This window comes from Vibrio sp. Isolate30 (assembly GCF_022397975.1).
Lineage (GTDB): Bacteria > Pseudomonadota > Gammaproteobacteria > Enterobacterales > Vibrionaceae > Vibrio > Vibrio fortis.
In genome coordinates this window covers 88,849-113,616 of sequence record NZ_JAKEUS010000013.1, presented here as the reverse complement: position 1 = coordinate 113,616, position 24,768 = coordinate 88,849, and the positions used below count along the sequence as shown (strand labels likewise).

General features: G+C 42.7%; 18 protein-coding genes and 1 pseudogene (1 of these 19 only partly in view). 10 read left to right on the top strand and 9 right to left on the bottom strand.

Translation table 11 applies throughout. The annotated features are described in order from the left end of the window. Both L1D60_RS21505 and L1D60_RS21500 read right to left on the bottom strand, forming a co-directional pair. A protein-coding gene (locus L1D60_RS21505) for a VCBS domain-containing protein (RefSeq protein ID WP_275665798.1) crosses the window boundary here: on the bottom strand, positions 1-574 show its 5' end (the start). 2,543 nt of this gene lie to the left of the window's left edge; 574 of the gene's 3,117 nt are visible here — the first part of the coding sequence; its start codon is at positions 572-574; its stop codon lies beyond the left edge, outside the window. Positions 575-1,233: 659 nt separating this feature from the next. Continuing rightward, positions 1,234-1,503: a hypothetical protein gene (locus tag L1D60_RS21500; RefSeq protein ID WP_239842902.1), complete on the bottom strand. Its 270-nt coding sequence runs from the start codon at positions 1,501-1,503 to the stop codon at positions 1,234-1,236. A 1,009-nt stretch (positions 1,504-2,512) separates the two neighbouring features. Between L1D60_RS21500 and L1D60_RS21495 the strand changes: the two genes are divergently transcribed. Further along, the gene (locus L1D60_RS21495; protein ID WP_239842901.1) at positions 2,513-3,943 is read left to right on the top strand and encodes an EAL domain-containing protein; all 1,431 of its coding nucleotides are present in this window, start codon (positions 2,513-2,515) and stop codon (positions 3,941-3,943) included. Positions 3,944-4,029: 86 nt separating this feature from the next. On the opposite strand, the gene L1D60_RS21490 is transcribed toward L1D60_RS21495, so the two are convergent. Beyond that, entirely contained in the window at positions 4,030-4,425 is a 396-nt protein-coding gene (locus tag L1D60_RS21490; RefSeq protein ID WP_239842900.1) for a DUF2391 family protein, read from the bottom strand. 176 nt (positions 4,426-4,601) lie between these two features. Here L1D60_RS21490 and L1D60_RS21485 point away from each other — a divergent pair, with 176 nt between their 5' ends. Beyond that, positions 4,602-5,597 carry a zinc transporter ZntB gene (locus L1D60_RS21485; RefSeq protein WP_239842899.1) on the top strand — a complete coding sequence of 332 codons (996 nt, stop codon included), beginning with the start codon at positions 4,602-4,604 and terminating at the stop codon, positions 5,595-5,597. Positions 5,598-5,754: 157 nt separating this feature from the next. On the opposite strand, the gene L1D60_RS21480 is transcribed toward L1D60_RS21485, so the two are convergent. Further along, positions 5,755-6,312, bottom strand: a complete 558-nt coding sequence (locus L1D60_RS21480) for a type II secretion system protein (RefSeq protein WP_239842955.1) — start codon at positions 6,310-6,312, stop codon at positions 5,755-5,757. Positions 6,313-6,541: 229 nt separating this feature from the next. Here L1D60_RS21480 and L1D60_RS21475 point away from each other — a divergent pair, with 229 nt between their 5' ends. Further along, positions 6,542-7,408 carry a PhzF family phenazine biosynthesis protein gene (locus L1D60_RS21475; RefSeq protein WP_239842898.1) on the top strand — a complete coding sequence of 289 codons (867 nt, stop codon included), beginning with the start codon at positions 6,542-6,544 and terminating at the stop codon, positions 7,406-7,408. Between the two features lie 1,639 nt (positions 7,409-9,047). Here L1D60_RS21475 and L1D60_RS21470 read toward each other — a convergent pair. Continuing rightward, positions 9,048-10,082, bottom strand: a complete 1,035-nt coding sequence (locus L1D60_RS21470; protein WP_239842897.1) for a methionine synthase — start codon at positions 10,080-10,082, stop codon at positions 9,048-9,050. A gap of 18 nt (positions 10,083-10,100) precedes the next feature. Next, positions 10,101-11,075: a DUF1852 domain-containing protein gene (locus tag L1D60_RS21465; RefSeq protein ID WP_239842896.1), complete on the bottom strand. Its 975-nt coding sequence runs from the start codon at positions 11,073-11,075 to the stop codon at positions 10,101-10,103. A 347-nt stretch (positions 11,076-11,422) separates the two neighbouring features. Here L1D60_RS21465 and L1D60_RS21460 point away from each other — a divergent pair, with 347 nt between their 5' ends. The 3 genes and pseudogenes from L1D60_RS21460 (at position 11,423) to L1D60_RS21450 (ending at position 14,014) form a co-directional block, all read left to right on the top strand. Then, positions 11,423-12,229: a sulfite exporter TauE/SafE family protein gene (locus tag L1D60_RS21460; RefSeq protein ID WP_239842895.1), complete on the top strand. Its 807-nt coding sequence runs from the start codon at positions 11,423-11,425 to the stop codon at positions 12,227-12,229. 35 nt (positions 12,230-12,264) lie between these two features. Next, positions 12,265-12,712: pseudogene (locus L1D60_RS21455) on the top strand (GNAT family N-acetyltransferase). A 150-nt stretch (positions 12,713-12,862) separates the two neighbouring features. Then, entirely contained in the window at positions 12,863-14,014 is a 1,152-nt protein-coding gene (locus tag L1D60_RS21450) for a tyrosine-type recombinase/integrase (RefSeq protein WP_239842894.1), read from the top strand. A 30-nt stretch (positions 14,015-14,044) separates the two neighbouring features. Here the strand turns inward: L1D60_RS21450 and L1D60_RS21445 are convergent, their stop codons facing one another. Then, the gene (locus tag L1D60_RS21445; protein ID WP_239842893.1) at positions 14,045-14,653 is read right to left on the bottom strand and encodes a TetR/AcrR family transcriptional regulator; all 609 of its coding nucleotides are present in this window, start codon (positions 14,651-14,653) and stop codon (positions 14,045-14,047) included. A 160-nt stretch (positions 14,654-14,813) separates the two neighbouring features. Here L1D60_RS21445 and L1D60_RS21440 point away from each other — a divergent pair, with 160 nt between their 5' ends. Both L1D60_RS21440 and L1D60_RS21435 read left to right on the top strand, forming a co-directional pair. Beyond that, positions 14,814-16,040: an efflux RND transporter periplasmic adaptor subunit gene (locus tag L1D60_RS21440; RefSeq protein ID WP_239842892.1), complete on the top strand. Its 1,227-nt coding sequence runs from the start codon at positions 14,814-14,816 to the stop codon at positions 16,038-16,040. Between the two features lie 13 nt (positions 16,041-16,053). Next, positions 16,054-19,236: a multidrug efflux RND transporter permease subunit gene (locus L1D60_RS21435; protein ID WP_239842891.1), complete on the top strand. Its 3,183-nt coding sequence runs from the start codon at positions 16,054-16,056 to the stop codon at positions 19,234-19,236. 145 nt (positions 19,237-19,381) lie between these two features. On the opposite strand, the gene L1D60_RS21430 is transcribed toward L1D60_RS21435, so the two are convergent. Next, positions 19,382-20,272 carry an EamA family transporter gene (locus L1D60_RS21430; RefSeq protein ID WP_239842890.1) on the bottom strand — a complete coding sequence of 297 codons (891 nt, stop codon included), beginning with the start codon at positions 20,270-20,272 and terminating at the stop codon, positions 19,382-19,384. 97 nt (positions 20,273-20,369) lie between these two features. Between L1D60_RS21430 and L1D60_RS21425 the strand changes: the two genes are divergently transcribed. After that, positions 20,370-21,752 carry a PLP-dependent aminotransferase family protein gene (locus tag L1D60_RS21425; RefSeq protein WP_239842889.1) on the top strand — a complete coding sequence of 461 codons (1,383 nt, stop codon included), beginning with the start codon at positions 20,370-20,372 and terminating at the stop codon, positions 21,750-21,752. Between the two features lie 80 nt (positions 21,753-21,832). Here the strand turns inward: L1D60_RS21425 and L1D60_RS21420 are convergent, their stop codons facing one another. Next, a complete protein-coding gene (locus L1D60_RS21420; protein ID WP_239842888.1) occupies positions 21,833-23,089 on the bottom strand; it encodes a carbohydrate porin in 1,257 nt (418 codons plus the stop codon). A gap of 364 nt (positions 23,090-23,453) precedes the next feature. Here L1D60_RS21420 and L1D60_RS21415 point away from each other — a divergent pair, with 364 nt between their 5' ends. Beyond that, positions 23,454-24,680, top strand: coding sequence for a membrane dipeptidase (locus L1D60_RS21415; RefSeq protein ID WP_239842887.1), 1,227 nt, complete (start codon positions 23,454-23,456; stop codon positions 24,678-24,680). Positions 24,681-24,768 lie beyond the last annotated feature (88 nt).

Below are 24,768 nucleotides of genomic sequence, written 5' to 3'. Positions count from 1 at the left end.
AATGCCCATTGGCATCAATGGTTAGGTCGCCGTGAGTGCCTGTGATGGACTCTGGCGTAAAGGTGTTGTCAGGATTATCGACGTCCGTGCTGGTTAGGGTGCCTGAAGTCGTGATGGCAGAATCCGTTTCATCGACAGCGACAGATGCACTGCTGACGATGGCGGCATCGTTAGTGCCATTGATAGTGACTTTTATGGTGGATGGTGTGCCATCRACAGACGTYACYGTGAATGTTTCTTCGACCTTATCGCCAACATTGAGTTGGTTGAAGGCGCTGTTGGCGGTGAAGACCCAATGCCCATTGGCATCGATGGTTAGATTGCCATGAGTTCCAGTTATCGAATTCGGTGTAAAAGCGTTATTCGGATTATCGACATCGGTGCTGGTGAGGGTGCCTGAAGTGGTGACTGCTGAGTCAGTTTCATCAACAGCCACAGTAGCTCTGCTAACTTTTGCTGGTGCATTATTTGTAGTTGTTGGGTTTAAGGGGATATGGGGTGTTTGGGTTGCCAGATTACTAGGAGTAATAGTTACTGGAGATTGGTTTGTAGAGTGCCCCAAATTGTGCCCCATTGAGTGGCTATGTGTTGACATGTGGTGAGAAGAAGTAAGAGGGGTGCTGTCTTTACTCGAATCTCTTTGTGTATGCTCCTCTGGAGATAATGTAGAAAGGTTGTCGGGATTCGACAGGGCTTCTACTTTTTTATGCGATTGCTCTATATCTGTTGGTTCGTTTGAATCGTCATTGGTATGAGAAACTAAATCTTGTATCGCGCTCGCTTGTGTGTCTGATGGCTTAAAAAGCAAAGAAGGGAGAATTAGCATTGGGTTATTAGGTAAAAGTGTTCTAACCCTAGATATAGAAAATAGCTTTATATTTTTTTTCTTACTCTTACTTGGTTTGTTATGTGTTTCAATTTTAGTTGACCGCTTATCGTCACGAGCCTTTTTATTAATCATTTTCTTTTCCATAAACCTAACTCAACCATCCATATATCTTTTTGATTAAAGTACAGGAATCGTGATTTTTCTACTTTAAGTTAGCTTTTTGAAAAGTAGTTAGAACTTCATCAAATTTTGCTGAAAATGCCAAAGATAAATATTCAAAAAAGGGAGGGTTCTACGTTTCTAATGCAGACTTCAGCGTGCAATTTTATAGCGATTAGCAGTTGATATATTCTCTGAAATTAGTCTTTTTGGGGTTGGTTTTTCGTCTGCGGGCACATTCGAAATTAGTAATGATTAATATCGATAGCATCTTTAGATTTGAATTCACCATTTATCAGATAGTAAACGACTTGGTGAATCACACTCGGCTCAGATCCTAGTTGGTGGTGAGAGATATTTACTTCCCAATAAGCATCCATCGTTGATATTTTTGTTGAATCTACGTTGACGAGAGCATCGTTCGTTTTATCGAAGTACTTATGTGTCCAACGGTAGGTTTTGGTACCAGCAACAACAGCGATAGGATAGTTCGGCACATTAAGATTTTGCGCCACTCCGGTGTCATCTGTCGTTAGAGATTTAGGAACTTCTCCAAGCCATCTAGCCCAGAACTTTTTACTGTAGTGTTCGGCAACTTCTCTGCCTGATTAGGAGTTCATATCATTACAACTCTGCCTAACCTTCCTTCTCGTTCTAATACATCGTCTGTTTCAAGGTGATGACGGAAGAGCAATCTGTCTAGTGAGTTCCCACTTGGTGCACCTTTGGCTAAGCCGTGAACAATCACAACCAAATCGGATTTCGTGTTGTTGGAGTACTATATTGATGTGATGGAGCATGCTGTTATCAAGGCAATAGACCTCATAGACAAACAATGTATTCCAGCTCTTATCGTTGCTCATTCTAAATCAAATTAAGGGGTATCGATGGCTACTTTTGCATGGGTTCAACTAAACACAACACCATATTTTTGTTGGATTTTTATCTTATAGCTGTTGGTCTCATAAATAATATTGTAATTATTTTATAATTTAGATCTGTATCACAAAAAGTGGCCAGTCCAACCTTTAGCTAGTTTGGATTTCAATCCTATTCAATAGTCAACTTGCTGCATTTTAACTGTTGATGTTGGTCACATTTTCTATTTTATTTACATAAATTTACACGTTGGGGTTATTGTGGCGTGGATTTATCGGTATGAGTAACTGGTTAGATATTCATTTTTGTTATGAATGAGATGACTATTTTTTTCGTATGACGACTCGCCATAAGCGGTTACTAGCAGATTTTCAACAGCTTGGTTGACTGAATATTCATTTTTGTGTTTTTTTATGCAAAGTAAAGGCCGGGAGGAATCGTAAATTTATGTCAACAATACTAAGGTCAACAACCATTTGGATTCATTTGTTTTTGTAATCGATTTCATTAACACATAAATGGTGTTAATGCTCTATTATTTATCGAGGTAGCCACTGTTTATACGCTTGGTTTCATGCCAGTCCATTGATATTAGTGCTTTGGATCGGTATGTTCTGCTTTTGTTTTCTTACTTGAGTATGACGTATGGATATTGAAACCATCCCATTTTCTCCAATTACAACCGGCGTGACAGCGATTATGCTTGGTGTTGTCATCATCGCGACTCTCTACAATGCTCGCCAAAGTAAGAAGCATAATTACGCACTGAATCGATTAGAACGCGAGAAACATAAATTAGAACAAGCTCGGTTCATATGCGAAGAGAGTAACATTCCTAATATTAATTATATTCAACAAAAAATGGCGAACCTTGAGGCCAAAAAAGGTGAAGTGTATTACACCGCTCATGTTATCTGCGTAGGGCGTAACGGAGATTTCTATCAATATTTTGATCAACAGACGTCAATGAAGATTAAGCAAAAGCTACATAGTCAATTAAGCGGTGACTTAAAGCCTAGCTTGATTGGACTCTATGATGATCGATATATCGTGATGATCTTTGTATCTGATGCTCCCCTGAACAACAAGCTTCAGGTCGAACATCAACAGAAAGTGAGGGCTGCATTGCCGAACCAAATGGTTATTAATGGTAAGAAAATGCCGTTTGATTACTCGGTAACGACGCTACACTTTTCCAGTGCTTATGATATCGCTAAACCAGATCGTCTGTTTAGGCGCATTAGCTATGGGATCTTACGTGCAATTCAGAACCAGGATGGATTGTACATCCACAGTGAAAAGGATTATCAAAAGAATTTACGTAAACGCCATATGCTTCAAGACTTACAAAGAGATATTCGTGATGGTGGGGCTAACTTCGAGCTCGCTTATCAACCTATTGTACATAGTATGAATCATAACAAAGAGTGTATTCGCGAAGTTTTGCTGGTATGGCGTAAACGTGGACATATTGAGCCAGAAAACTATATGTCGTTGCTCAGTGATACCCCACATATTCATTACTCTTTGACTCTTATGATTATTAGGAAAGTCGTTGAGTTAGCGAAAAAAGATAATGAAGGGCAAGGGGATTTTAGTATCAACATTGCTATGTCTGACCTTGCGATGACCTCATTTTATAACGATATTTTCAGCTTAACTAAACGTTGCCCGGAAGTTCGTAAAAAGTTGATTTTTGAGTTGGTTGAACATAGTGAAGCGATTTTGCAGAAGCATGTACTAGACAACCTTCAAAGTTTGAAACGCTTGGGCTGTCGCTTTGCGATAGATGATTTTGGTTCAGGCTATACGAACTATGAACTTTTAAATAAAGGGCTTTTTGATGTAGTAAAGCTGGACGGAAGTTTTGCTATGAATATGGGGAAGAACCCTGTCAGCTATGAATTTTTGAGATTTATGTTTCGCTTGTCTGAGCAAGTTAACTTTACGTTAGTGGTATGCGGAATAGAAGAAAAATTACAGGCTAAATACGTGCCTAAAAAGGCTCATGTATGTTTGCAAGGTTTACATTTTTCTCATCCCAAAAAGCTGGTTAATACATTAAGAGTTTCATAAAACTATTATGATTTTTGAGTACTTGAAGCAAGATAAGGTATTAATACCTCGCTTCGGACTGTGAGAGTAAGTTGTTTAGACTATATTCATTCCTTATCAAAGCCATCAACAATAATAGCGCCCATTGATGCTGGCATAGCGATGACAATGACGCGCTTTAAAGCGACCAACGGAGAATCAAGCACTGGTAACTTGTCAATGCACAGCAAAACTAAAGCAACGACCATTATTGTTAATACATAAGCAATCGCGATACGCGATATAAATTCCATCACTCTACCGCTGATATTCCTTTGGTAAACGCTCTCAAAGGCATAAATTGACAAAAACACACACGACAGAAGAAAAAGTAAAGTGAGGTTCGTTGTTGGCAAACTTTCACCCAACAACCAAGCCTCTTCAGAAAATGAAATTGGCACGGCGAGAGCAAAGGCGCCAACAAAAATCTGCCCTGCATCCTCAAGGTTGAAGCTCTTTGACACGAGGCCTCCTAGCCAATATTACGTGCATTGGTCGAATTAATAGTCTAATACGGTGTCGCTACATTTTTGAGAGTATATAGCAGAAAAACTAACTATGTTTAGTATACAGTAAGAATCTGTTAGTGCTTCTGTAACTATCTAAAACTGATAAATTTTCATTCTGAACGAGGATAAACATGTCTCAATTTGGCTACGCAAAGAATGCTCCTAAGGGCCTTATCCATGCAATGTTGTTAGATGGTGCTGGAGGTGGTGATTTAATCGGTTGGGAGCAGGTTAATGATTTTGAAAGTGACCAATCGGGGCTATGGTTGCATTTTGATTATAGTGAACCTGAAGCTCAACAATGGATTCAAAACTGTAGTGGTTTGAATGAAATTGCTGTTGACGGTTTGATCAATCCAGACAATCGTCCGCATGTTCTTACTCGGGTAAATAATTTGCTTCTTATCTTAAGAGGAGTGAATTTGAACGAAGGAGCGGATCCTGAAGATATGGTGTCCGTTAGAATTTGGACTAATGGCAAAATATTGATTAGCACGAGGAAGAGAGTTCTAACCTCAACACAAGATATTTTGGCGAGTCTAGAAAACCATTCGGGTCCCTTATCTGCAGGAGAGTTGCTCGTTCAGTGGACTGACCGAGTGGTCGCGAGGATGAACGATACGATTAACTTCTTAGAAGACAATGCATCAGAGATTGAAGAAGCGCTGTTTGTTGATGAGCCGAGTCAATTGCGTTCCAAACTTCTTAAGAATAGGCAACAGTGCATTGGTATTAGGCGATATATCGCTCCACAAAGAGAAGCATTAAACAAGCTCGCCACCGAACCATTACATTGGTTGAGTGATATTGATCGTATGGCGTTACGTAGCATCGCGGATAGGCAGATCCGTTATGTGGAAGACATCGATACTATTAAAGAACGCACAAATATGGTCAAGGAGGAGCTTCTGAGTAGGGTGTCTGAAGAGCTTAATAATCGCAGTTTTGTTTTAACCGTTGTGGCAGCCATTTTTCTTCCATTAGGCTTTTTCACTGGCTTGATGGGAGTTAATGTCGGAGGAATGCCAGGTATCGAAAATGAACTCGCTTTTTGGTTTGTTGTGGGTATTTGTATTGGCTGCACGGGCCTACTGGGAGCTTACTTCTACTTTAAGAAATGGTTTTAGGTGCGCGAGTATTTTCTAGTGCCCATTTTGAACTGCGAACGATCAAGTTTTCTTTAACTGCTTTCATTTAAAGCTAACAGGGAGACGTAAGTAGTATGATGCACTATAACTAAATTTCTATAATCCAATTGGGCTATCTAAAGACAAAGTGAATGAATTATTCTGGCAAAGGATAATCGTCACCAATTTTACATACTAGGCTCCCCACAATAGCTTTTTCAAATCGAATGGTACCTTCGGCATCTGAATCAGCCATATTCATCTCACCATCAATCATGTGGTTGATCTCCTGAGCCGCTCCGAGTGGTACTAACCAGATACAAGCCGCTAATGAACATGCCTCAGATGAAGGTTGGCAGCCCGTTTCAGAGCTTCCTCTCACCCATGAGCTGTCTTTTTCTTTTAGCAAGATCTGTGTCGCGATATAGTCAGGATGGCTAATGTACTGGTCCCCCCCGATCCAAGTATCTTCGAAGGGTAGGTATGGACCTTGCCACGTGGATACTCCTGGGTTCTCGATAAGGTTGTTGATATTCAAATAACCAAAGTTAGCGTCAGTATCTAAAGTGATAGGTGGCAAACCACCATTGTCGACGGCATATTGGTGCGTTACATCTAATACTTGGTCAAGGTAGTGGATGATGAGCTTTGTTTCTTCAGTCTCAGACGCATTGGAACTGAACGCTTGGCAACCGAGTAGACTAGCCACGATCAAAGCAGTGCTAGCTACTGCAATTTTCAATTTTGTCACTCGAACTAAAGACACAATTAAAATCCTGTTATTTGTAAAGCTGTGGCAAAAGGGAGATATATATTCAGAGCGGTGAATCTATATCAGAACATACCTAAACTTGTCACAAGTTTGTAATTAAACAGCGAATTTGCACTTACTTAACTATATCAGTAAGTTAGTCGTCAAAGATAAAACAAGGTGTTTAGGGTTGATGGAAAACATAGAGGTATTCTTAGTTAACGCATTTACCAAGGATGGAAGCGGGGGAAACCCAGCTGGTGGCGTTCTGAATGCTGATCGTCTCAACGATGCGGATAAGTTGCACATCGCTCAGGTTATCGGTTACTCAGAGACTGCGTTTGTAAGTAGCGACGTAGAAGTGGACTTTGAAGTCTCTTTCTTTACGACCATTGGAGAGGTCGATTTTTGTGGTCACGCGACGTTGGCGACGTTTTCTGTATTACATCAAAAAGGTTTTATCACTGACGGTCAATATCGTCAGAGAACCAAGGCCGGGATATTACCTGTATCGGTCAACGCTCTGGGTGAGGTCACCATGGAGCAGGCTTTACCAACGTTTGGGCGTACCTTTTCAAGTTCCGAAGTGGCCGGTTTAATTGGCATCGATGAAAACGTGTTGAACTCTTTAAGTTTGCCAGCACAGGTGGTATCGACTGGTTTACCTGATCTTATTATCCAAGTACCTAAAGGGTATCTCGATAAAGTAAATATCGATGAAGCAAAGTTGATTGAGTTCTCTAAAGATCACGAACTAGTTGGCGCTCATGTGTTTGAGTTATCCGAGGACACCGAAGTAACCGCAAGTTGTCGCAACTTTGCACCTTTGTTTGGTATCTCAGAAGAGTCTGCGACGGGAAGCGCAAGTGGCGCTCTTGCTTGTTATCTAGATAAGTATTTGGCGCTCGAACATTCACGTTCATTTGTTTTTGAGCAAGGCCGAGCCATGGGTAGCTTGTCTCAGATCTTCGCTTCAGTAGAATCAAACGAACATGGCGTTCAACGAGTTAAAGTTAGCGGTGTCGCGAATGTCATGGGCTCAAAGATTGTTAGTCTATAAGGCTTAGAATCACGACGTTTTGCTTGGATAGATAATGTAAAAATGTTGCTGTTCAAGAATGCTCAGCATTCGCTGAACAACAACATTTATGGTTATTATCTATTTTATGGTAAATAAGCACTTTGGTTAAATAACTTCAATATCACGTAGTAAGACTAAGATTGAAGTAAGGCAGGGTATTTAAATAAAACTCTGCCTTATTTATACCACTCAATTTAAATTTAACATAATGTATCTAATGCGCAGTTAGCTTGTTATAACTAAGCGAAAATGTCCTACATTTCCTTGGAGGTTTGAGGGTGCTAATCACTATGAACGACCGTGAATTACAAAGACTGATGATAATCCAAGGTGTCTTACGCCATAACCTAAGCCGACGCGACGCTTTAAAGTTATCGGATTTAGGTTATCGACAATTCCAACGGCTCATTACTCGTTTCATTCAACAAGGCGCAGCTTCTCTGGTACATGGAAATCGAGGCAAGCCGTCTTCAAATCGCGTCAATGAAAGCGTCAAGTTGCAGGCATTAGAACTCATTCATCAGTACTATTCTGATTTCGGACCAACGCTAGCCCACGAAAAACTTCAAGAACTCCATGACGTTTCAGTGTCACTTAAGACTCTCCGACAATGGATGATCGCTGACGGACTTTGGACTCCATATTCTAGACACAAGCCTAGAATCTATCTTATGGCCAATACCATAACGGTTAATATAGCCGAACTTACACGAAGTACGAGGTGAATACCAATGCATTTTAGAGCATAAATATTCCACTGAGTTATTTGGTACTTAGACTAGGCTCAAAAAATATTACGTACTGTCTACTTCTGAAGCTATACATGTGATTTAGGCAGTTCTGCACCAATTTGAAGCCATTCGATACAAATTAGTGGTTAAGTGACTGGCCATTTTGTGGCCATTTTGTGGCCATTTTACGGCCATTTGGGATTTTACAGGGTTTAATACGAATAATATTCTAGTGTGAGGATGCTTGTAGATGGCCATCATTTGGCCATCATTTGGCCATCATTTGGCCATCATTTGGCCATGAATTGGCCAGAGAGGTGATATTTTTTCTAGTAAAACTCATTAAATCAAACGATTTTAGCAGGAAAAATATTTGAGACCCTTCTTTAAGATTTAGAAATTTTTACACTTCTAAACTTTAGAAATTTATAAAGGGCTTCGCCTGAATTTATAGTTCAAAAATAATATTGTCAAGTGGACAATGTTATTTTTGAGCGGGGGATGACGGGTGGCTGGGGCCGAGCGGTCGGGGGTGTCCCCCATGATGCGGGAATTGATAGGGTGAGAGCTGGCTGTTCTCACCTACCCTCTAATGAATATCTAGCTCAGAATTCAGATTGAATTTCGGTTGGGTAATTTGCATTGTGATGCAGCGTCCCAATGATGCGCCAAACGAAGTTTAAGACCGTATAAGTCTTGTATTTGCGAGTTGACTCAGGTTCCGGTTTGGATTGCTCAGGGGATATTTGAGAGGTAATGAAGATGGTTTTTGTTTACTTGAGCGTTGGGGCAATTTTAAAATGCGCTGTGATCTATATGTCAGCTTTCATTCAAAACAAACTAAAAATGGGACTTTCTCAAGCCCCGTTTATCATAGCGTTTTGGTATTAAGCACCAACTTCAAGTTCTTTTCTAACGATGGCGGCTCCGGCACTTAAAGCGTCCAACTTGGCATTGGCCACAGTGCGAGATAATGGTGCCATACCGCAGTTAGTGCATGGGTAAAGCTTGTCAGCGTCGACGTATTTGAGTGCAGTTCGTAATGTCTCTGCTACTTCTTCTGGCGTCTCAATTTCATCGGTCGCTACATCGATTGCACCAACCATGACTTTCTTGCCGCGAATCAATTCAAGTAGTTCTACTGGAACATGTGAGTTGTGGCATTCCAAAGAGATGATGTCGATCTTCGACTTCTGTAACTTTGGAAATACCTCTTCATATTGGCGCCACTCTGAACCAAGTGTTTTTTTCCAATCCGTGTTCGCTTTAATACCGTAGCCGTAACAGATGTGGACAGCTGTTTCACACTTAAGGCCTTCAATCGCTCTTTCTAAGCAAGCAATACCCCAGTCATTCACCTCATCAAAGAATACGTTAAATGCCGGTTCGTCAAACTGGATAATGTCCACACCAGCCGCTTCTAACTCTTTCGCTTCTTGGTTCAAGATTTTAGCGAATTCCCACGCCAGTTTTTCACGGCTCTTGTAATGATCATCGTAAAGCGTGTCGATCATCGTCATTGGGCCGGGAAGCGCCCACTTGATCGGTTGTTTAGTCTGAGAGCGTAAGAATTTCGCATCTTCAACAAAAACAGGTTTTTGACGAGAAACCGGACCTACTACTGTAGGCACACTTGCATCATAACGATCGCGGATTTTAACGGTTTTTCTATTTTCGAAGTCAACACCACTTAAGTGCTCAATGAAAGTCGTCACAAAGTGCTGTCTTGTTTGTTCACCATCACTGACGATATCGACACCAGCAAGTTCTTGAGATTGCAATGAGACACGTAAAGCATCTTGTTTGCCATCGATCAGCTCGTTACCTTGTAACTTCCACGGTGACCACAACTTTTCTGGTTCAGCGAGCCATGAAGGTTTAGGTAGACTGCCTGCGGTAGAGGTTGGTAGTAGTTTTGACATATATACAATCCCCTAGCCTTAAGCGAAACTTGCAGACCATTGGTCTAACGTGTGTTGGAACGGTTTGATAAAGTGCTCTTCCGCGAATTTACCTTGCTTGATTGCTAGTTTGCTACGCTCTTCACGGTCGTACACAATTTTTGTTAGTGAGTGATCTGAGTTCTTTAAGTTTGGTTGGTAACGATTACCCGCAACCGCATTCGCGTTGTAGATTTCTGGGCGGTAAATCTTCTGGAAAGTTTCCATCGTACTAATAGTGCTGATCAGCTCAAGGTTCGAGTAATCGTTAAGTAGGTCACCAAAGAAGTAGAATGCTAACGGAGCAACACTATTTGGCGGCATGAAGTAACGCACTTCTAGGCCCATTTTCTTAAAGTATTGCTCAGTTAAAGATGATTCGTTTGGTTGATATTCGAAACCTAAAACTGGATGTTGGTTGTCTGTACGTTGGTATATTTTATTGTCTGATACGCTTAGGCAGATAACAGGTAGCTTTTTAAAGTTCGCTTTGTATGTGTCAGACTTAATGAACGATTTGAATAAATTACCGTGCAGTTCACCAAAATTATTAGGAACGCTAAAGCCAGGCTTGTCTTTATTATGCTCTAACAACAAAACACTAAAATCGTAATCTCGCACGTATGAAGAGAAGTTATTCCCCACTATACCTTCAATGCGTTCATTGGTCGCGTGATCGACAATGTTAGTTTTCAATACTTCGATAGATGGGAAGTTTTCGCCTTTGCCTTCAATGTCGATATCAACAGACACGATCTCTAGTTCAACAGAGTAGCGGTCTCGATTTGGGTTGTCCCAGCTTGCTAAAGCATTGAAATTGTTGTTAATCATGTTCAATGCATTACGAAGATTTCTCTGACGGTTTTCACCACGCGCCAAGTTGGCAAAGTTGGTTGTAATACGCGTACTGTCTGAAGGGTGGTAATTTTCATCAAGTCCGATGCTTTTAATCGTAAAGTTGAAATCAGTAGTCATGTTGAGCGGTATCCTATTTCCTGAGTTGAAAGCTAATTTCCTTACTCTCTCTAGGCTTTCTGGATTATTTTTATAGTCCCAGTCATTAGTCACCACAGCTTTATTTAATAATTGAATAACTTCAAATGCCAATATAACTGTAAGTTGTCGCTAGATTTAGAGAAGAGTTTATTTTATAGCGCGAATCAAGAGTCAAAAAACAGTGGTATTCCTTCACATTGATTATGAGAAATATTCATGTAGTTATAGGGTGGCATTGATGTGCTACTCAGTTATATTACTTCATCACATTTTGATGATTTGCTTTGTATGGAATGCAAACCCTAATATTTAATAGGAGAGTAAGGGTGAGTGAAATAGTACTGATATTGTGTTGTGCTGTGTTAGGTAGCGGCGTTGGCTTTTTAGCTGGGCTATTGGGTATTGGTGGCGGTCTAGTTATCGTCCCAATCTTAAGCATTATTTTGTTGCAGTTCGGCGTGTTGCCTTCGGAGCAAGTGGTAGTCGTCGCTATTGCAACCTCTTTAGCGTCAATACTCTTCACTTCGACTTCTTCTGCTATCGCTCACCACAAAAATGGCAATGTGCCGTGGGATATTGCACCTTGGATTATGATTGGTGTTGCTTCGGGCGCGCTGATCAGTGGCTTTATGGCCGCGCAATTGCCAGACCAAGTCGTTAGAACCATTTTCGCGGTGAGTGTATTTCTTATCGCAATTAAAATGTTCATTAGTAGCAAAACTGACAACGCACCTGAACGTACCTTACCTAATAAAGGTGTACTTACCGCTCTTACCACCATCACAGGCGCATTGTCTGCGATGATCGGTATCGGTGGCGGTGCTCTTTTGGTTCCTTTGTTGTCTTTCTTTTCTGTTAACGTCAAAAAGGCTATCGGCTGTGCATCGGCATGTGGGATCATCATCGCGCTGTTTGGGTCTGTCGGTTACGTGAGCTCTGGCCTTCCCTACTTTTCGTTGAGTGATGGTTTTGCCGGTTTTGTTTATTTACCAGCTTTGCTTGGTATTGTTTCGACCTCTTGGTTTACTGCACCATTGGGAGCAAAGGCAACTAACCATCTTCCTGTTGCCACGATTAAGAAAATTTTTGCCGTTCTTTTGGTGGTGATGGCTGCAAATATGGCGTTTAATTAGTTCCTAGCGTTTTAGTTATACACGAGGAATTCTTCTTGGAATTTAAAGAAATTGAACCCTGCCAGGTTCCGTTTGATTTGCTGTTAGAAGCAGATCCATCCGAGGCGAGTATTTCCTCGTATCTATATGATTCTTGGTGCTTTATTGCTTGTGATAATAATGAAGTACTAGGAGCTTGTATTGCTAAACCAGCCACTTCTACCACTGTTGAGATTTTTTAATGTCTCAGTACTGCCCAGTCTCCAACGTCTTGGTATTGGTACAAAACTTTTAAAGTCGGTGCTTGCAGAGTTACCAAACAAAGGTATCACTCGCTTAGAGTTAGGAACTGGTACCTTTGGCTATCAATTAACGTACTATCAGAGGTTGGGGTTTCGTGTTGATTCGGTATCTAAAGACTATTTCCTTATCAATTACAGCGAGCCAATATTCGAAAACGGTATCCAGCATAAAGACATGCTTAGGCTGTATATTAATTTCTGATCATCATCTCAACTTCCCATTTCGGCTCACTGTCTAATTAACAGACGAAACTCACCAAGCTTGATGGAGTTTTTTAGGTCGACCGTCGTGCTAATTATATAGTGTGATATAATTACAGTTATATCACACTATATTGTTAAAATAGAAACAATGACCAACTCGAACTTCCCAACGAAACGACAAAGCCAAGTGACGCTGTCACCTGGGCGTTCTCATCAAGAAACTGTCCAGCAGTGGGAGAAGCAAAAAGAAAAGCTCAGCCGCTTTAAACTTAACTTTCCCAACCTTAATGAGAGTTTTGATCCTAATTGGACTGAGTTACCTCTAGTGCGAAAGCACTTAGACGAGTTCGAAGAAAACCGCGGCGGCTTAAGTATTCACACTTTAAAGATGTTAGCGTTCGTTGTGCGTAAATGGGATGACTACTGCAAAGAACAAAACGTTTATAGTTTTCCAATATACGCCCCTGTCCTATTAACTTGGTTCAAGTCGCTTAAGCTAGAGTTCGATGTGAAGATTAATACGCTTAAGCAATATCGAGCGCAGCTTAGTCTGTTCCACAAAATTATGAATACGGATGACGTCACTAAACTGCCGGCCATCTCCACGTTCTTTAAATCACTGCCAAAAGATGAGATGGAAATTACCGGCTCGCAAGTTATCGAGCTGCAAGCTAAGCCATTTCGAAAGCACCATTTGCTAAGATTGATGGATTTATGGGGCAATGAAAAGCGCGCGGTTCCTTATCGAGATCTCGCTGTTCTTACCGTTGCTTATGGCACCCTACTTCGAGAGGGCGAAATTGGTAAGATACGAAAAAAACACATTAAGTTTCTTGAAAATGGCGACATCAACATCGAACGTGTTACATCTAAAACCACAATCAGTCCAGAGCCGAAGCGATTAACAGGCCGGTTTTCAGCGATTGTAAAACGCTATATCCAAACCTATTGTCAGCCGTTGGATGAAGATGATTTTATCTTTTGTTGGTTAACCGTCAAAGGTGGACGACCTGCAGGCTATCGACAGACTCCAATGTCGGGAATGACTATCGACCGCATTTATCAGCGTGCTCACGATCTGCTCGTTGAATTGGGTGACGTTGTCACATCAACAGAAGCTCACCGAAATGTATGGAGCGGTCACTCTAGCCGTGTCGGCGCACTACAAGATGGTTATCATGCAGGCTTAAATTTAACCCAACTCATCCAACTCGGTGATTGGAAAAGTAATGAAATGGTACTGCGCTACTTGAGAGGTTTGAATAACCAAGACAGTCCAAACCTCATGCTCCAGGGTTAAAAACGAACCCCTTTAACCTGAATTAAAGCATTAATTTACACAGAATGCGTGCAAGTCATTTATTCCAAGCTCCGCCACTGCGATAATCATCTCTGGCGACACATCATCCATAGAGTGAACTGATAAACCATTGAGAAACGTGGCCATGAAATGGGTCATCACTTGTGGATCAGCAGATTCAATTAACTGGCCTTCATTTTGAGCCTTGGTGAACCTTGCTAGCAGTATTTCACCCATCTCTTTTCGACAATCGATCATCGCCTGTTTGATCGGGCTAGCATCAGCGCTACATGCCAAGGCACCTTGGATCATCAAACAACCTTTTGGCTTATCTTTACAGCTGTGTGCTTCTGCACACCCAATAATGATGTCCGTGATCACCTTTCGTATGTCAGCCTGTTCTAATGCCTGATAAAAATATTCTGATTCACGGGCTTTGTACATTTCGACCGCTTTAAGAAACAGTTGTTCTTTATTGCCAAAGGCGGAATACATACTGGGTTTATTGATACCCATTGCCTTGGTTAAGTCAGAAAGAGAAGTCCCTTCAAACCCTTGTTCCCAAAACACTTTTAATGCTTCTTCTAGCGCCTTTTCTTGGTCAAAACTGCGTGGTCGACCTGCTGTACCGACTACCATAATCTCACTACCACTTATTCGTTCAATCCCCTAAATGGTAATGCGGCAGGCATACGTTGTCCATATGTTGTAACCATTCATTCTATAAATTTTACTTGATCAATATCAAAAGTCAGGATTATTATACCGATCGGTACAAAACTAACATAAGGATAGCGAGATGGTAGGCAAACACCTTAGAACGCCTCTTCTACTAATCTCATTTGCAGCGCCATTGGTGTTGTCTGGATGTCAAGATTCACACGCCGAAGCTCCTGCATCAGCGCCACCGCCGCCAACAGTTGAAGTGGCACAAGTGCTTGTAGAACAGGTTACCGAGCTTGATCAATACACTGGCCGATTAGAATCACCTCAAACCATAACTGTGATGCCACGAGTGTCGGGCTACGTTGATCGTGTTCACTTCCGTGAAGGTCATCTCGTGGAAGCTGGAGAAGTGCTTTTCTCAATCGACAATCGTTTGTTTGTTGCTGAAGTTAACCGTTTGAAAGCGGAACTTAGCAGTGCTCAAACAAGCTTGAATCAAGCAGTCAAAGATTATGAACGCGCTCAAAGACTGAGCAAAACCAAAGCGATTTCCCAAGAGACCGTTGATGCACGTTTTGCAGATAAACAGCGCAGTGTGGCAAGTGTTTCAGCTCTTAAAGCTGCTTTGGCAAAAGCTGAATTAGACCTTGAGTTCACTCTAGTACGTGCTCCAATTACAGGTAAAGTTTCTTTTGCAGAAGTGACCAAAGGTAACTATGTAACTACAGGTCAAACGGTACTTACGTCCTTAGTGTCTACTTCGAAAATGTATGCTTACTTCGACATTGACGAGCGCAACTTCCTTAAATATCAAGAAATTAACAACCTCATCTCAGCGAATGGCGAAATTGAAAATGTCGTTCAAATGGCGCTAGCTAACGATACTGACTTCCCTCATATCGGCTACATCGATTTTGTAGACAATGCGATTGATGAATCAACAGGAACCATTCAAGTTCGCGCCGTTTTTGATAACGCGGATAAGCAATTTTTGCCGGGTATGTTCGCAAAAATGCGCATCGCGGGCTCTGATAGCTACCAAGGCGTGTTGATTGATAACAAAGCGATTGGTACAGATTTGAACAACAAGTATGTTTTGGTTTTAGGCGATGACAATATTGTCCAATACCGAGCGATCGCTCTTGGTGAAGGTCTTAACGGATTGCGTATTGTGTTAGATGGTCTAAAAGGCGATGAAAAGATCGTCGTGAATGGCTTACAACGCGTTCGCGCTAACATGCCTGTTACCCCTGACGAAGTTGCTATGGCTGATGAAAAGACCCTTGCCAATATTCGCCAGCAACAAGCATTAAGAGATCAGCAGCGCACTGAACTACTGACTCTGCAAGTGAAGCAATAAAGGAACCGTTGCAATGTTTTCCCAGTTCTTTATTCGTCGGCCGATCTTTGCATCCGTGCTGTCGATACTCATATTCATCGGTGGTGCATTGTCTGTATGGCAACTGCCTATCACTGAATACCCTGAGGTAGTTCCTCCGACTGTCGTTGTAACAGCGACCTACCCGGGCGCAAACCCGAAAGTCATAGCTGACACCGTCGCGTCGCCCCTTGAAGAAGAGATCAACGGGGTTGAAGACATGCTGTATATGTCTTCTCAAGCGACTTCGGATGGGGTAATGACGCTCACCGTCACGTTTGCCATTGGTGCCGACGTAGACAAAGCGCAAACTCTAGTTCAGAGCCGTGTTGATCGTGCCCTACCTCGTTTGCCTGAAACCGTTCAGCGACTTGGTGTTGTGACGGAAAAGTCATCGCCAGATTTGACCATGGTAGTTCACTTAGTGTCTCCAGATGAGCGCTATGACCTGCTGTATCTTGCGAACTACGCAGCGCTTAACGTTAAGGATGAACTTGCCCGAATTGAAGGTGTGGGTGCCGTTCGCCTGTTTGGTGGCGGCGAATACAGCATGCGTATTTGGCTTGATCCAAACAAAGTCGCAAGCTTGAACCTAAACCCTAGTGAAGTCATTTCTGCGATTCGCGAGCAGAACCAACAAGCTGCAGCAGGTAGCTTGGGAGCTCAACCAAGTGGTTCGTCAGACTTCCAACTGCTTATCAATGTTAAAGGTCGTTTAAGCGAAGTTGAAGAGTTCGAGAATATCATCATCAAGGTTGGTGAAGATGGCCAAATCAACCGCTTGAAAGATGTCGCTCGTATTGAATTAGGTGCCGAAACCTACTCGCTTCGTTCACTACTTGATAACCAAGACGCGGTTGCAATTCCAATCTTCCAAGCTTCTGGTTCAAACGCCATTCAGATTTCTGATGACGTAAGAGCTAAAATGGAAGAACTGTCAGCTAGCTTCCCACAAGGTGTGAGCTACGAGATTGTGTATGACCCAACGGTATTCGTTCGTGGTTCTATTGAAGCAGTCGTGCAAACTCTGCTTGAAGCGGTATTGCTTGTTGTACTGGTTGTTGTTCTGTTTTTGCAAACTTGGCGCGCATCGATCATTCCATTAGTCGCGGTTCCAGTTTCGCTAGTCGGTACATTCGCTTTCATGTACTTAATGGGCTTTTCATTAAACGCCCTGTCATTGTTCGGCTTGGTACTTGCTATTGGTATCGTTGTTGATGATGCGATCGTGGTGGTTGAAAACGTTGAGCGAAACATCGAAGAAGGTCTCGCACCTATCGCGGCAACTGAAAAAGCGATGCGAGAAGTGACAGGCCCAATTGTTGCGACTACTTTGGTACTCGCTGCGGTATTCATCCCAACGGCGTTTATGTCTGGCTTAACGGGTCAGTTCTATAAACAGTTTGCGTTGACTATCACGATTTCGACATTCATTTCTGCAATCAACTCACTGACGTTGAGCCCAGCTCTATCGGCTTTGTTGTTACGTGGTCATGACCAACCTAAAGACTGGCTAACGCGTACAATGGATGGATTGTTTGGGCGCTTCGTATTTACCCCATTCAATAAGCTATTTAACAAAGGTTCTGTCGCTTACGGTTACGCAGTCAAGAAGACCATTCGACTTGGAGCTTTGATTGGTGTGATGTATATAGGCCTACTTGGCTTAACGGCGTACCAATTCGATCAAACTCCAACAGGATATGTTCCAGGTCAAGACAAGCAGTATTTGGTTGCGTTCGCTCAATTACCAGATGCGGCTTCACTTGAGCGTACCGATGCAGTTATCCGTGAAATGTCTGAGATTGCGTTGGCACAACCAGGTGTTGAACACTCCGTTGCATTCCCAGGGCTGAGCATTAACGGGTTCACTAATAGTCCAAACAGCGGCATTGTGTTTACTCCGTTAGCCGATTTCGACGAACGTCAAGACCCGAGTTTAAGTGCCAATGCGATTGCTGGTCAGCTGAACCAAAAATTTGCCTCTATCCCTGATGCATTCATTGCGATCTTCCCACCACCACCAGTTCAAGGTCTGGGTACGATTGGCGGTTTCCGTTTGCAGATCCAAGATAGAGCGAACCATGGTTATGAAGCCTTATATGGTGTGACTCAACAAGTGATCATGAAAGCATGGGCACACCCGGCGCTAACTGGCGTGTTTTCGAGCTATCAAGTGAATGTTCCACAGTTAGATCTGGATGTTGATCGTACGAAAGCACTCAAGCAAGACCTATCATTAGACGATGTTTTCTCTACCCTGCAATCCTACATGGGGAGCACGTACGTCAATGACATCAACCGCTTTGGTCGTACATACCAAGTAAACGTTCAGGCCGATGAAGAGTTCCGCCAAACACCAGAGCAGATTCGCCAGCTAGAGGTTCGAAACGCGAACGGTGAAATGATTCCTTTGGGCGCATTTGTAGATGTGAATTACAGTGCTGGTCCTGATCGTGTGATGCACTACAACGCCTACACTACAGCAGAAATCAATGGTAGCCCGATGCCAGGTTTCAGCTCAGGTGAAGCACAAGCCGCGATTGAACAGATCCTTGTTGAAACGCTACCAATTGGCATGACTTACGAATGGACAGAACTGACCTACCAACAGAAGTTGGCCGGTGATACAGCCATGTTGATCTACCCATTGGTTATCTTGTTGGTATTCCTGGTACTTGCTGCGCAATACGAAAGTGTACGTCTGCCAATGGCGATCATCCTAATCATCCCTATGACGCTTTTATCAGCGATCAGTGGCGTGATTCTATGGGGTAGTGACAACAATATCTTCACCCAAATTGGCCTAATCGTGCTGGTTGGTTTGGCGACCAAAAACGCCATTCTAATCGTCGAGTTTGCCAAGGAGTTGCAAGACAAAGGTCATACTGTAATGGAAGCGGTTCTTGAAGCATCGCGCTTACGTCTTCGCCCAATCTTAATGACCTCAATCGCCTTCATCATGGGTGTAGTACCAATGGTGTTCTCAACGGGTGCTGGTTCTGAGATGAGACAAGCAATGGGCATCGCTGTGTTCTCTGGCATGATTGGTGTAACCATCTTTGGATTGCTACTCACGCCACTGTTCTACTATGTGTTGGCTAAACGTACCCCAAAAGAGCAAAGCGATAAAACAGCGCAAGTATCATTAAAGCCAATTAACGAATCCACTGTCTAATCCTTTATTCAAGTGATTAGAAAGGCAGCCCGTGCTATTTGGGGCTGCCTTTTTTTTTGAACTACGAGTTACGTTTATTAAAGCTCAACAACAGATACGCTTTAACCCAATGGTTATGTACGTAAGCATCTGTCGATTCACATGCTTAGTTCGTTAGTGGCTTACCGACCGCTTCGGTTACCTTCTTACCAGGTTTAACTATCAGCCCTATTCCGATAAGGAAAAGAATACAGGCAACAACTTGCGCAGTACTTAGTATTTCATCATACATGTAATACCCTGATATCAATGCGAAAACAGGTACTAGCAGAGTCATTGGTGCGGTAGTACTCAGCGGGTATCGAATCAACAACCTATTCCATACCCAGTAACCAAATAGCGTGGTTGGATAAGCTTGGAACAGCACAGCAATCGTCGTATTAATATCCCATAGTTCAAACGCTTCTGTCACGATGTTTGGCCCGTAAATACTCACCGCAAACATAACCAATGGAATTGGCGCAAACAGCATTCCCCATACGTTGAACGCGAACGCTTGAGTTGTTTTAGAAGCCTTGACGATCATCCCCATAATTGTCCAACAAGTCGCCGCTATCATGATGAAGATACCACCTTGCAACGTCACATTTCCGTTGGTCGCTGAAACAAGGACCATTAATGCAATGAGTGCTGTCATAGCACCAATAACTTTCCTTTTAGAAGCCAACTCTTTATGAATGAATACCCCTACAGCCATGCTGATAAGCGCATTTGACGATAGCAACACCGAAGACATACCTGAAGATAAGCCCGCGGTAATCGACCACGATGCCATTCCCCATATACCAACACCAAAAACCAACCCGTAGCTGAACAGATAACGCCAAGCGACGTTTGGCCTACGAATGAAAAAAATTGCAGGAATCACCGCCAAAGTGAATCGTGCGGCTGTCGCCAATAATGGGTGAACCTCTGTAATGCCCATTTTGATCATCGAAAAATTAAAGCCCCAAATAGCCATTACAAAAACAGCCAAAAATAAATCGTTTCTAACCATAAACTGCCCTCCTTCTGCTTTGAAAAAGAGTATCAATCAAGTACAGTTTCCAGTACAGATACAGTTTTTAACAAAAAAATAAGTACAGTTGGCATCTATGAGTCTTTACAAAACATTGGCAAATCAGTTTGTTCAAGAAATTGAAGATGGAAAATTAAGCGAAGGAACTCGTATGCCTTCCCTGCGACAGTTAGCAAAACAGCAAGCTGTAAGCATGTCGACGGCGGTCAGCTGTTATCAAGAGCTGGAATCTCAAGGTTGGATCCATTCACGCCCACAGGCTGGTTACTATATTTCTGCAAGAAGCAAAAAACACAACACGCCGGAATGGACGCAGTTTGTAAGTACAGTGTCTCAAGTTCATCAAAGTTTCTCTATTCACTCGCATCACAACGGCCCACTTGGTGTATCTAGCACGACTATCGATGACACCGCACTGCTCGAACTTGAACGTAGTTTTCGTCGCTCAAGTAAGCGATTAGGAAACCGACTGAATCATTACCCTAACACGCAGGGCGATCCATCATTGTGTGACGCTTTGAGTGTTCATTTTTCGAAATTGGGCATCCATATCAATCCACAAGATCTTGTGATCACATCGGGGTGCATGCCTGCTATTAAAGCAGCCCTAGAGTCTTGTACTCAAGTCGGCGACGCCATAGCCATCAGTTCTCCATGCTTTAGTGGGATCTTAGATCTACTGGGAAAAATGGGGAGGAACATTGTCGAGATCCCGTCAATCGATGAAGGGATAGACCTTTCCCAGTTAGAGCTACATTTGCAACAAGGGAGTGTAAAGGCTGGTATATTTTGTACGTCACATATGAACCCGCAAGGTATCACTATGTCTGCTCAGCAAAAACAAAAACTCGCCGAGCTTGCCAATCATTACCAAGTTCCAATGATTGAGGACGACGTATATTTAGAATTATCGTATTCAGAACACACCCCGTTACCAGCCAAGTATTATGATTCAAATGGCTACATACTCTGGTGCGGTTCGATATCTAAAAGCTTATCGCCGAGCTATCGTCTTGGTTGGTGTTTACCTGGCCGGTTTGCTGACAATTATCGCCAACATCACTCTGCTTCATGCTTCGGAGTTTCGCTACCGATTCAACTGGCCGTAGCCGACTTCATTGAATCGGGTAACTATGCCAAGCAGTTGAAGCGTCGAAGAACCAAGCTACTGAGTTTACGACAGTCTTATCTCAACTACTTATCCAAACGTTTATCAAGCGGGGTTAACATCAGCCAACCGCAAGGCGGGATGGTACTGTGGTTACAAGTGCCAAAACTGGACCTCGAAAAGTTCACCGCATTAATTGAAAAGCATCAAATCGATATTCGATTGGGGCAACTGTTTAGTACGCTGCCGCTCTACAACGATTGTTTTAGGATCAATATTGGTTTTGACCTAACTGAAGATGTGAAAAGGGAGATAGACTTATTGGCGGATGCAATTAGAAACTCGCTTTAACGAGCCAACTTCTTAAGCCATTAACTCAGAGAAAAATGTGGGCCACAAGACACCCACTTTTTAAATTGATTCGCATTTTCTTAAATAAACACTCTCGCTCGGATACCAAATACCCATGCACTGCTTTCGTTTGAGAAGGCGGGATCCTTAATGTATTGAATGTCTGGTGTGATCTGAAAGTGATCGCCAAATTGCATGTTGTAGTAAAGCTCTGCCGCCACTTGATCTTCGCCAGCATTCAAGAAAGTCTGCAATGTATCGCCGTTTGTTTCGGACCAGTTCACTGCAAAACCTAAATTGTTATTAGGCTGACTCAAACCAAAATAGCCTAAACCAACCGAAAGCGATTTATCGTATAAGGCGACATCGCCCTCAGATAACCCACCACGTACGAATGGCATGATTTGCGGTGTAATGAACTGACTCCAAGAGAAATTAATACCTTTTCCAGACTCCCCTCCTACAACAGTGCCATCAGGCAAAACTGTTGAGGATAAACTATGTCGAGATCCTTCATCCATGTGCCATAAAGTTACATGGAAGTTGTCGGTATAGATCTGCTCTTGTGATGCAGTCCAACCCAACTCTAAAGTCGTGAATAAGGTGGTGTCGTTAAACAAGGTATCGAAACCTTCAAAAATATCATCTGACTTACCTTTCGCATCAGCGATACCACCAACAACATAGAAGTTGCCCCCTATCATGTGCCCAGCAGACAGAGCTAAAATACCATCATCTGGTAATCCCATGGCACCTGCCCCTGTCGAGAACGCTAGATTGGTAAAACCTGACCAAGGGCTTGCAAGTGCATAAACATCAACATAGTTGGTCACATCTTGCCAGCCGACAATAATAGTGCCTTTGCCATCATTAATTTTCTGTTTCCAGTTTAAGTCCGTGACACGAAAGCCTTGATCACTGAAAGCGGGTGCAATCATACCTGCGTATCCAATTTGATCCTGACCAAGCCAAGCAAACTCTTTTGGAGAGTTGTCGGTATAAGCATGACGATGTTCCACCTTCCATACCAAGCTTCCATTATTATTTGAGTCATCATCAGTAAGATGCCAAGAACCATAGATACGTGCGACACCCGAGGCTGCACTTACCGAATCTCCGCGGGTTCCGTCCGAAGACTGAACCCTTAAAGAAAAATAGTCCGCACCAAACGTAAAACCATCTGCAGCCAAAGATTCACGCCAATCAAGCTGCTCAGCTTTTTGTTGAGCAATGGTGTTTTCAACCGAATCTGGACTCTCAAAATTTGCAGCAAAACTGGTAGATGCGGTTAATGCGGCAAGAATCGTCAGAGTTAAAGTAGACAGTTTTGTATTCATTTAAGACTCTCTTTTATGTCGATGTTCTTAATGTGAGTTTAGATCCCCTAGCATCCAAATATATGCACTTTACGACACCGGATGACAAAAGATATCAATACCCTAACTTTCCGGCCGAAGTGCGTTAAGAATTGAATAGATTTAAAAGACAAAAGGCATCTTATTCTCAAAGTGTAGGCCGTAATGGCCACTTGGTGACACACTAGTTATTTTTTGTGTTGTTGATCTGATACTCAAAATTTGTTCGTAAACAGGGCATTACAAATAAGATGCTGTTCTATACTCAATCTACACCGTAAATTTATGCTGTAGTTAAATTAACAGCCCCATAGAAAATACAACACATATTGCGTAAGGGATTATCATGCGTAGATTACTCATCGCGACCGCGGTCGCCTCGCTATCTTTGCCAGTAAACGCTTCAATAGAAACTAAGGACTGGCATGAGTTAGCCTCACCAGAAGCTCAAAAGTATGTGACTGACAACATTGTTCTCGACTTTTATGCCTCTCCGAGCGGTACGGGCTTTACCAAAGATTCTGAAGTGGCGAACTATATTGATTTGGCTCATGAGCGTGGCATCACTGGCGCATCGGTGACCCTTGGTGCACCACATACACCTAACCTGCTTGCGTTTAAATCCGAGCATGGAAAGTGGACCAAAGCGTCTTCTTCAGCCAATACACCGATTCGTTACGTTAAGAGCGTCGATGATTTTCAAAAAGCGCATGACAATGGCGAGTACGCCATTATGTGGGCAAGCCAAACAACCATGCCTTTAGATGGTGACGCAGCCAATGTGGCAGTTATGGCTGAGTATGGCGTAAAAACGATGCAGCTTACGTACAATGAAACAGAACTGACTGGTTCTGGTGTTATTTCAATGATCAATGGCGATACCAGTGGTTTAACTGACTTTGGTAAAGAGGTGCTTGATGAAATGGTGAAACACGGTATTACCGTCGATTTGTCTCACACATCTCACTACACGACCAAGGGCATTACGGACTACATGCAGAAGCACCACAAAGGTGTGCCTGTTATCTACTCTCACTCTCCTATCGCCTCAACTTATGGTTGTGAACCACACGAAACCCTGACGGAAACAGAAAAGCGCATGGCGAAGAAGAACCTCAAAAAAGGTGATCCAGATTTTCGTCTAGCGGCTTGTTACCGACTACTTTCTGATGAACAAGCGAAAACGGTTGCTGATATGGGCGGTGTTATCGCGGTAACCGCAACGGAGTGGATGATGGATGGTGTTTGGCCTGAAGACATTACACCTAAGCAGTTTGCAGAGATGATTGATGGAGCAGTCAAAGTTGTCGGTATTGATCATGTCGGTATCGCAACCGATGATATGATGACAACAGCAAAAGTGGTTCCTTTCACCATCGCTAACCCAGACAAGTATGCAGACAACGGCTACATGGTTAGTGCTTTTAACAAAGGGGCGACGGGGTGTGCCGAGTTGTCAAAACACATCGCAGGCGTTGTTGATAGCTTATGGGCAATGGGGTACTCAAATGACGACCTCGCTAAGCTATTCGGTGGCAACCTATTGCGCGTTTATGAGCAAACTTGGAAATAGAGTCTAATCGCTCTTTATCGTAACGAGACTTAACGCTCACAACCAAACCTTGTGAGCGTTTTTTGTATACCAATAATCTTTACATACA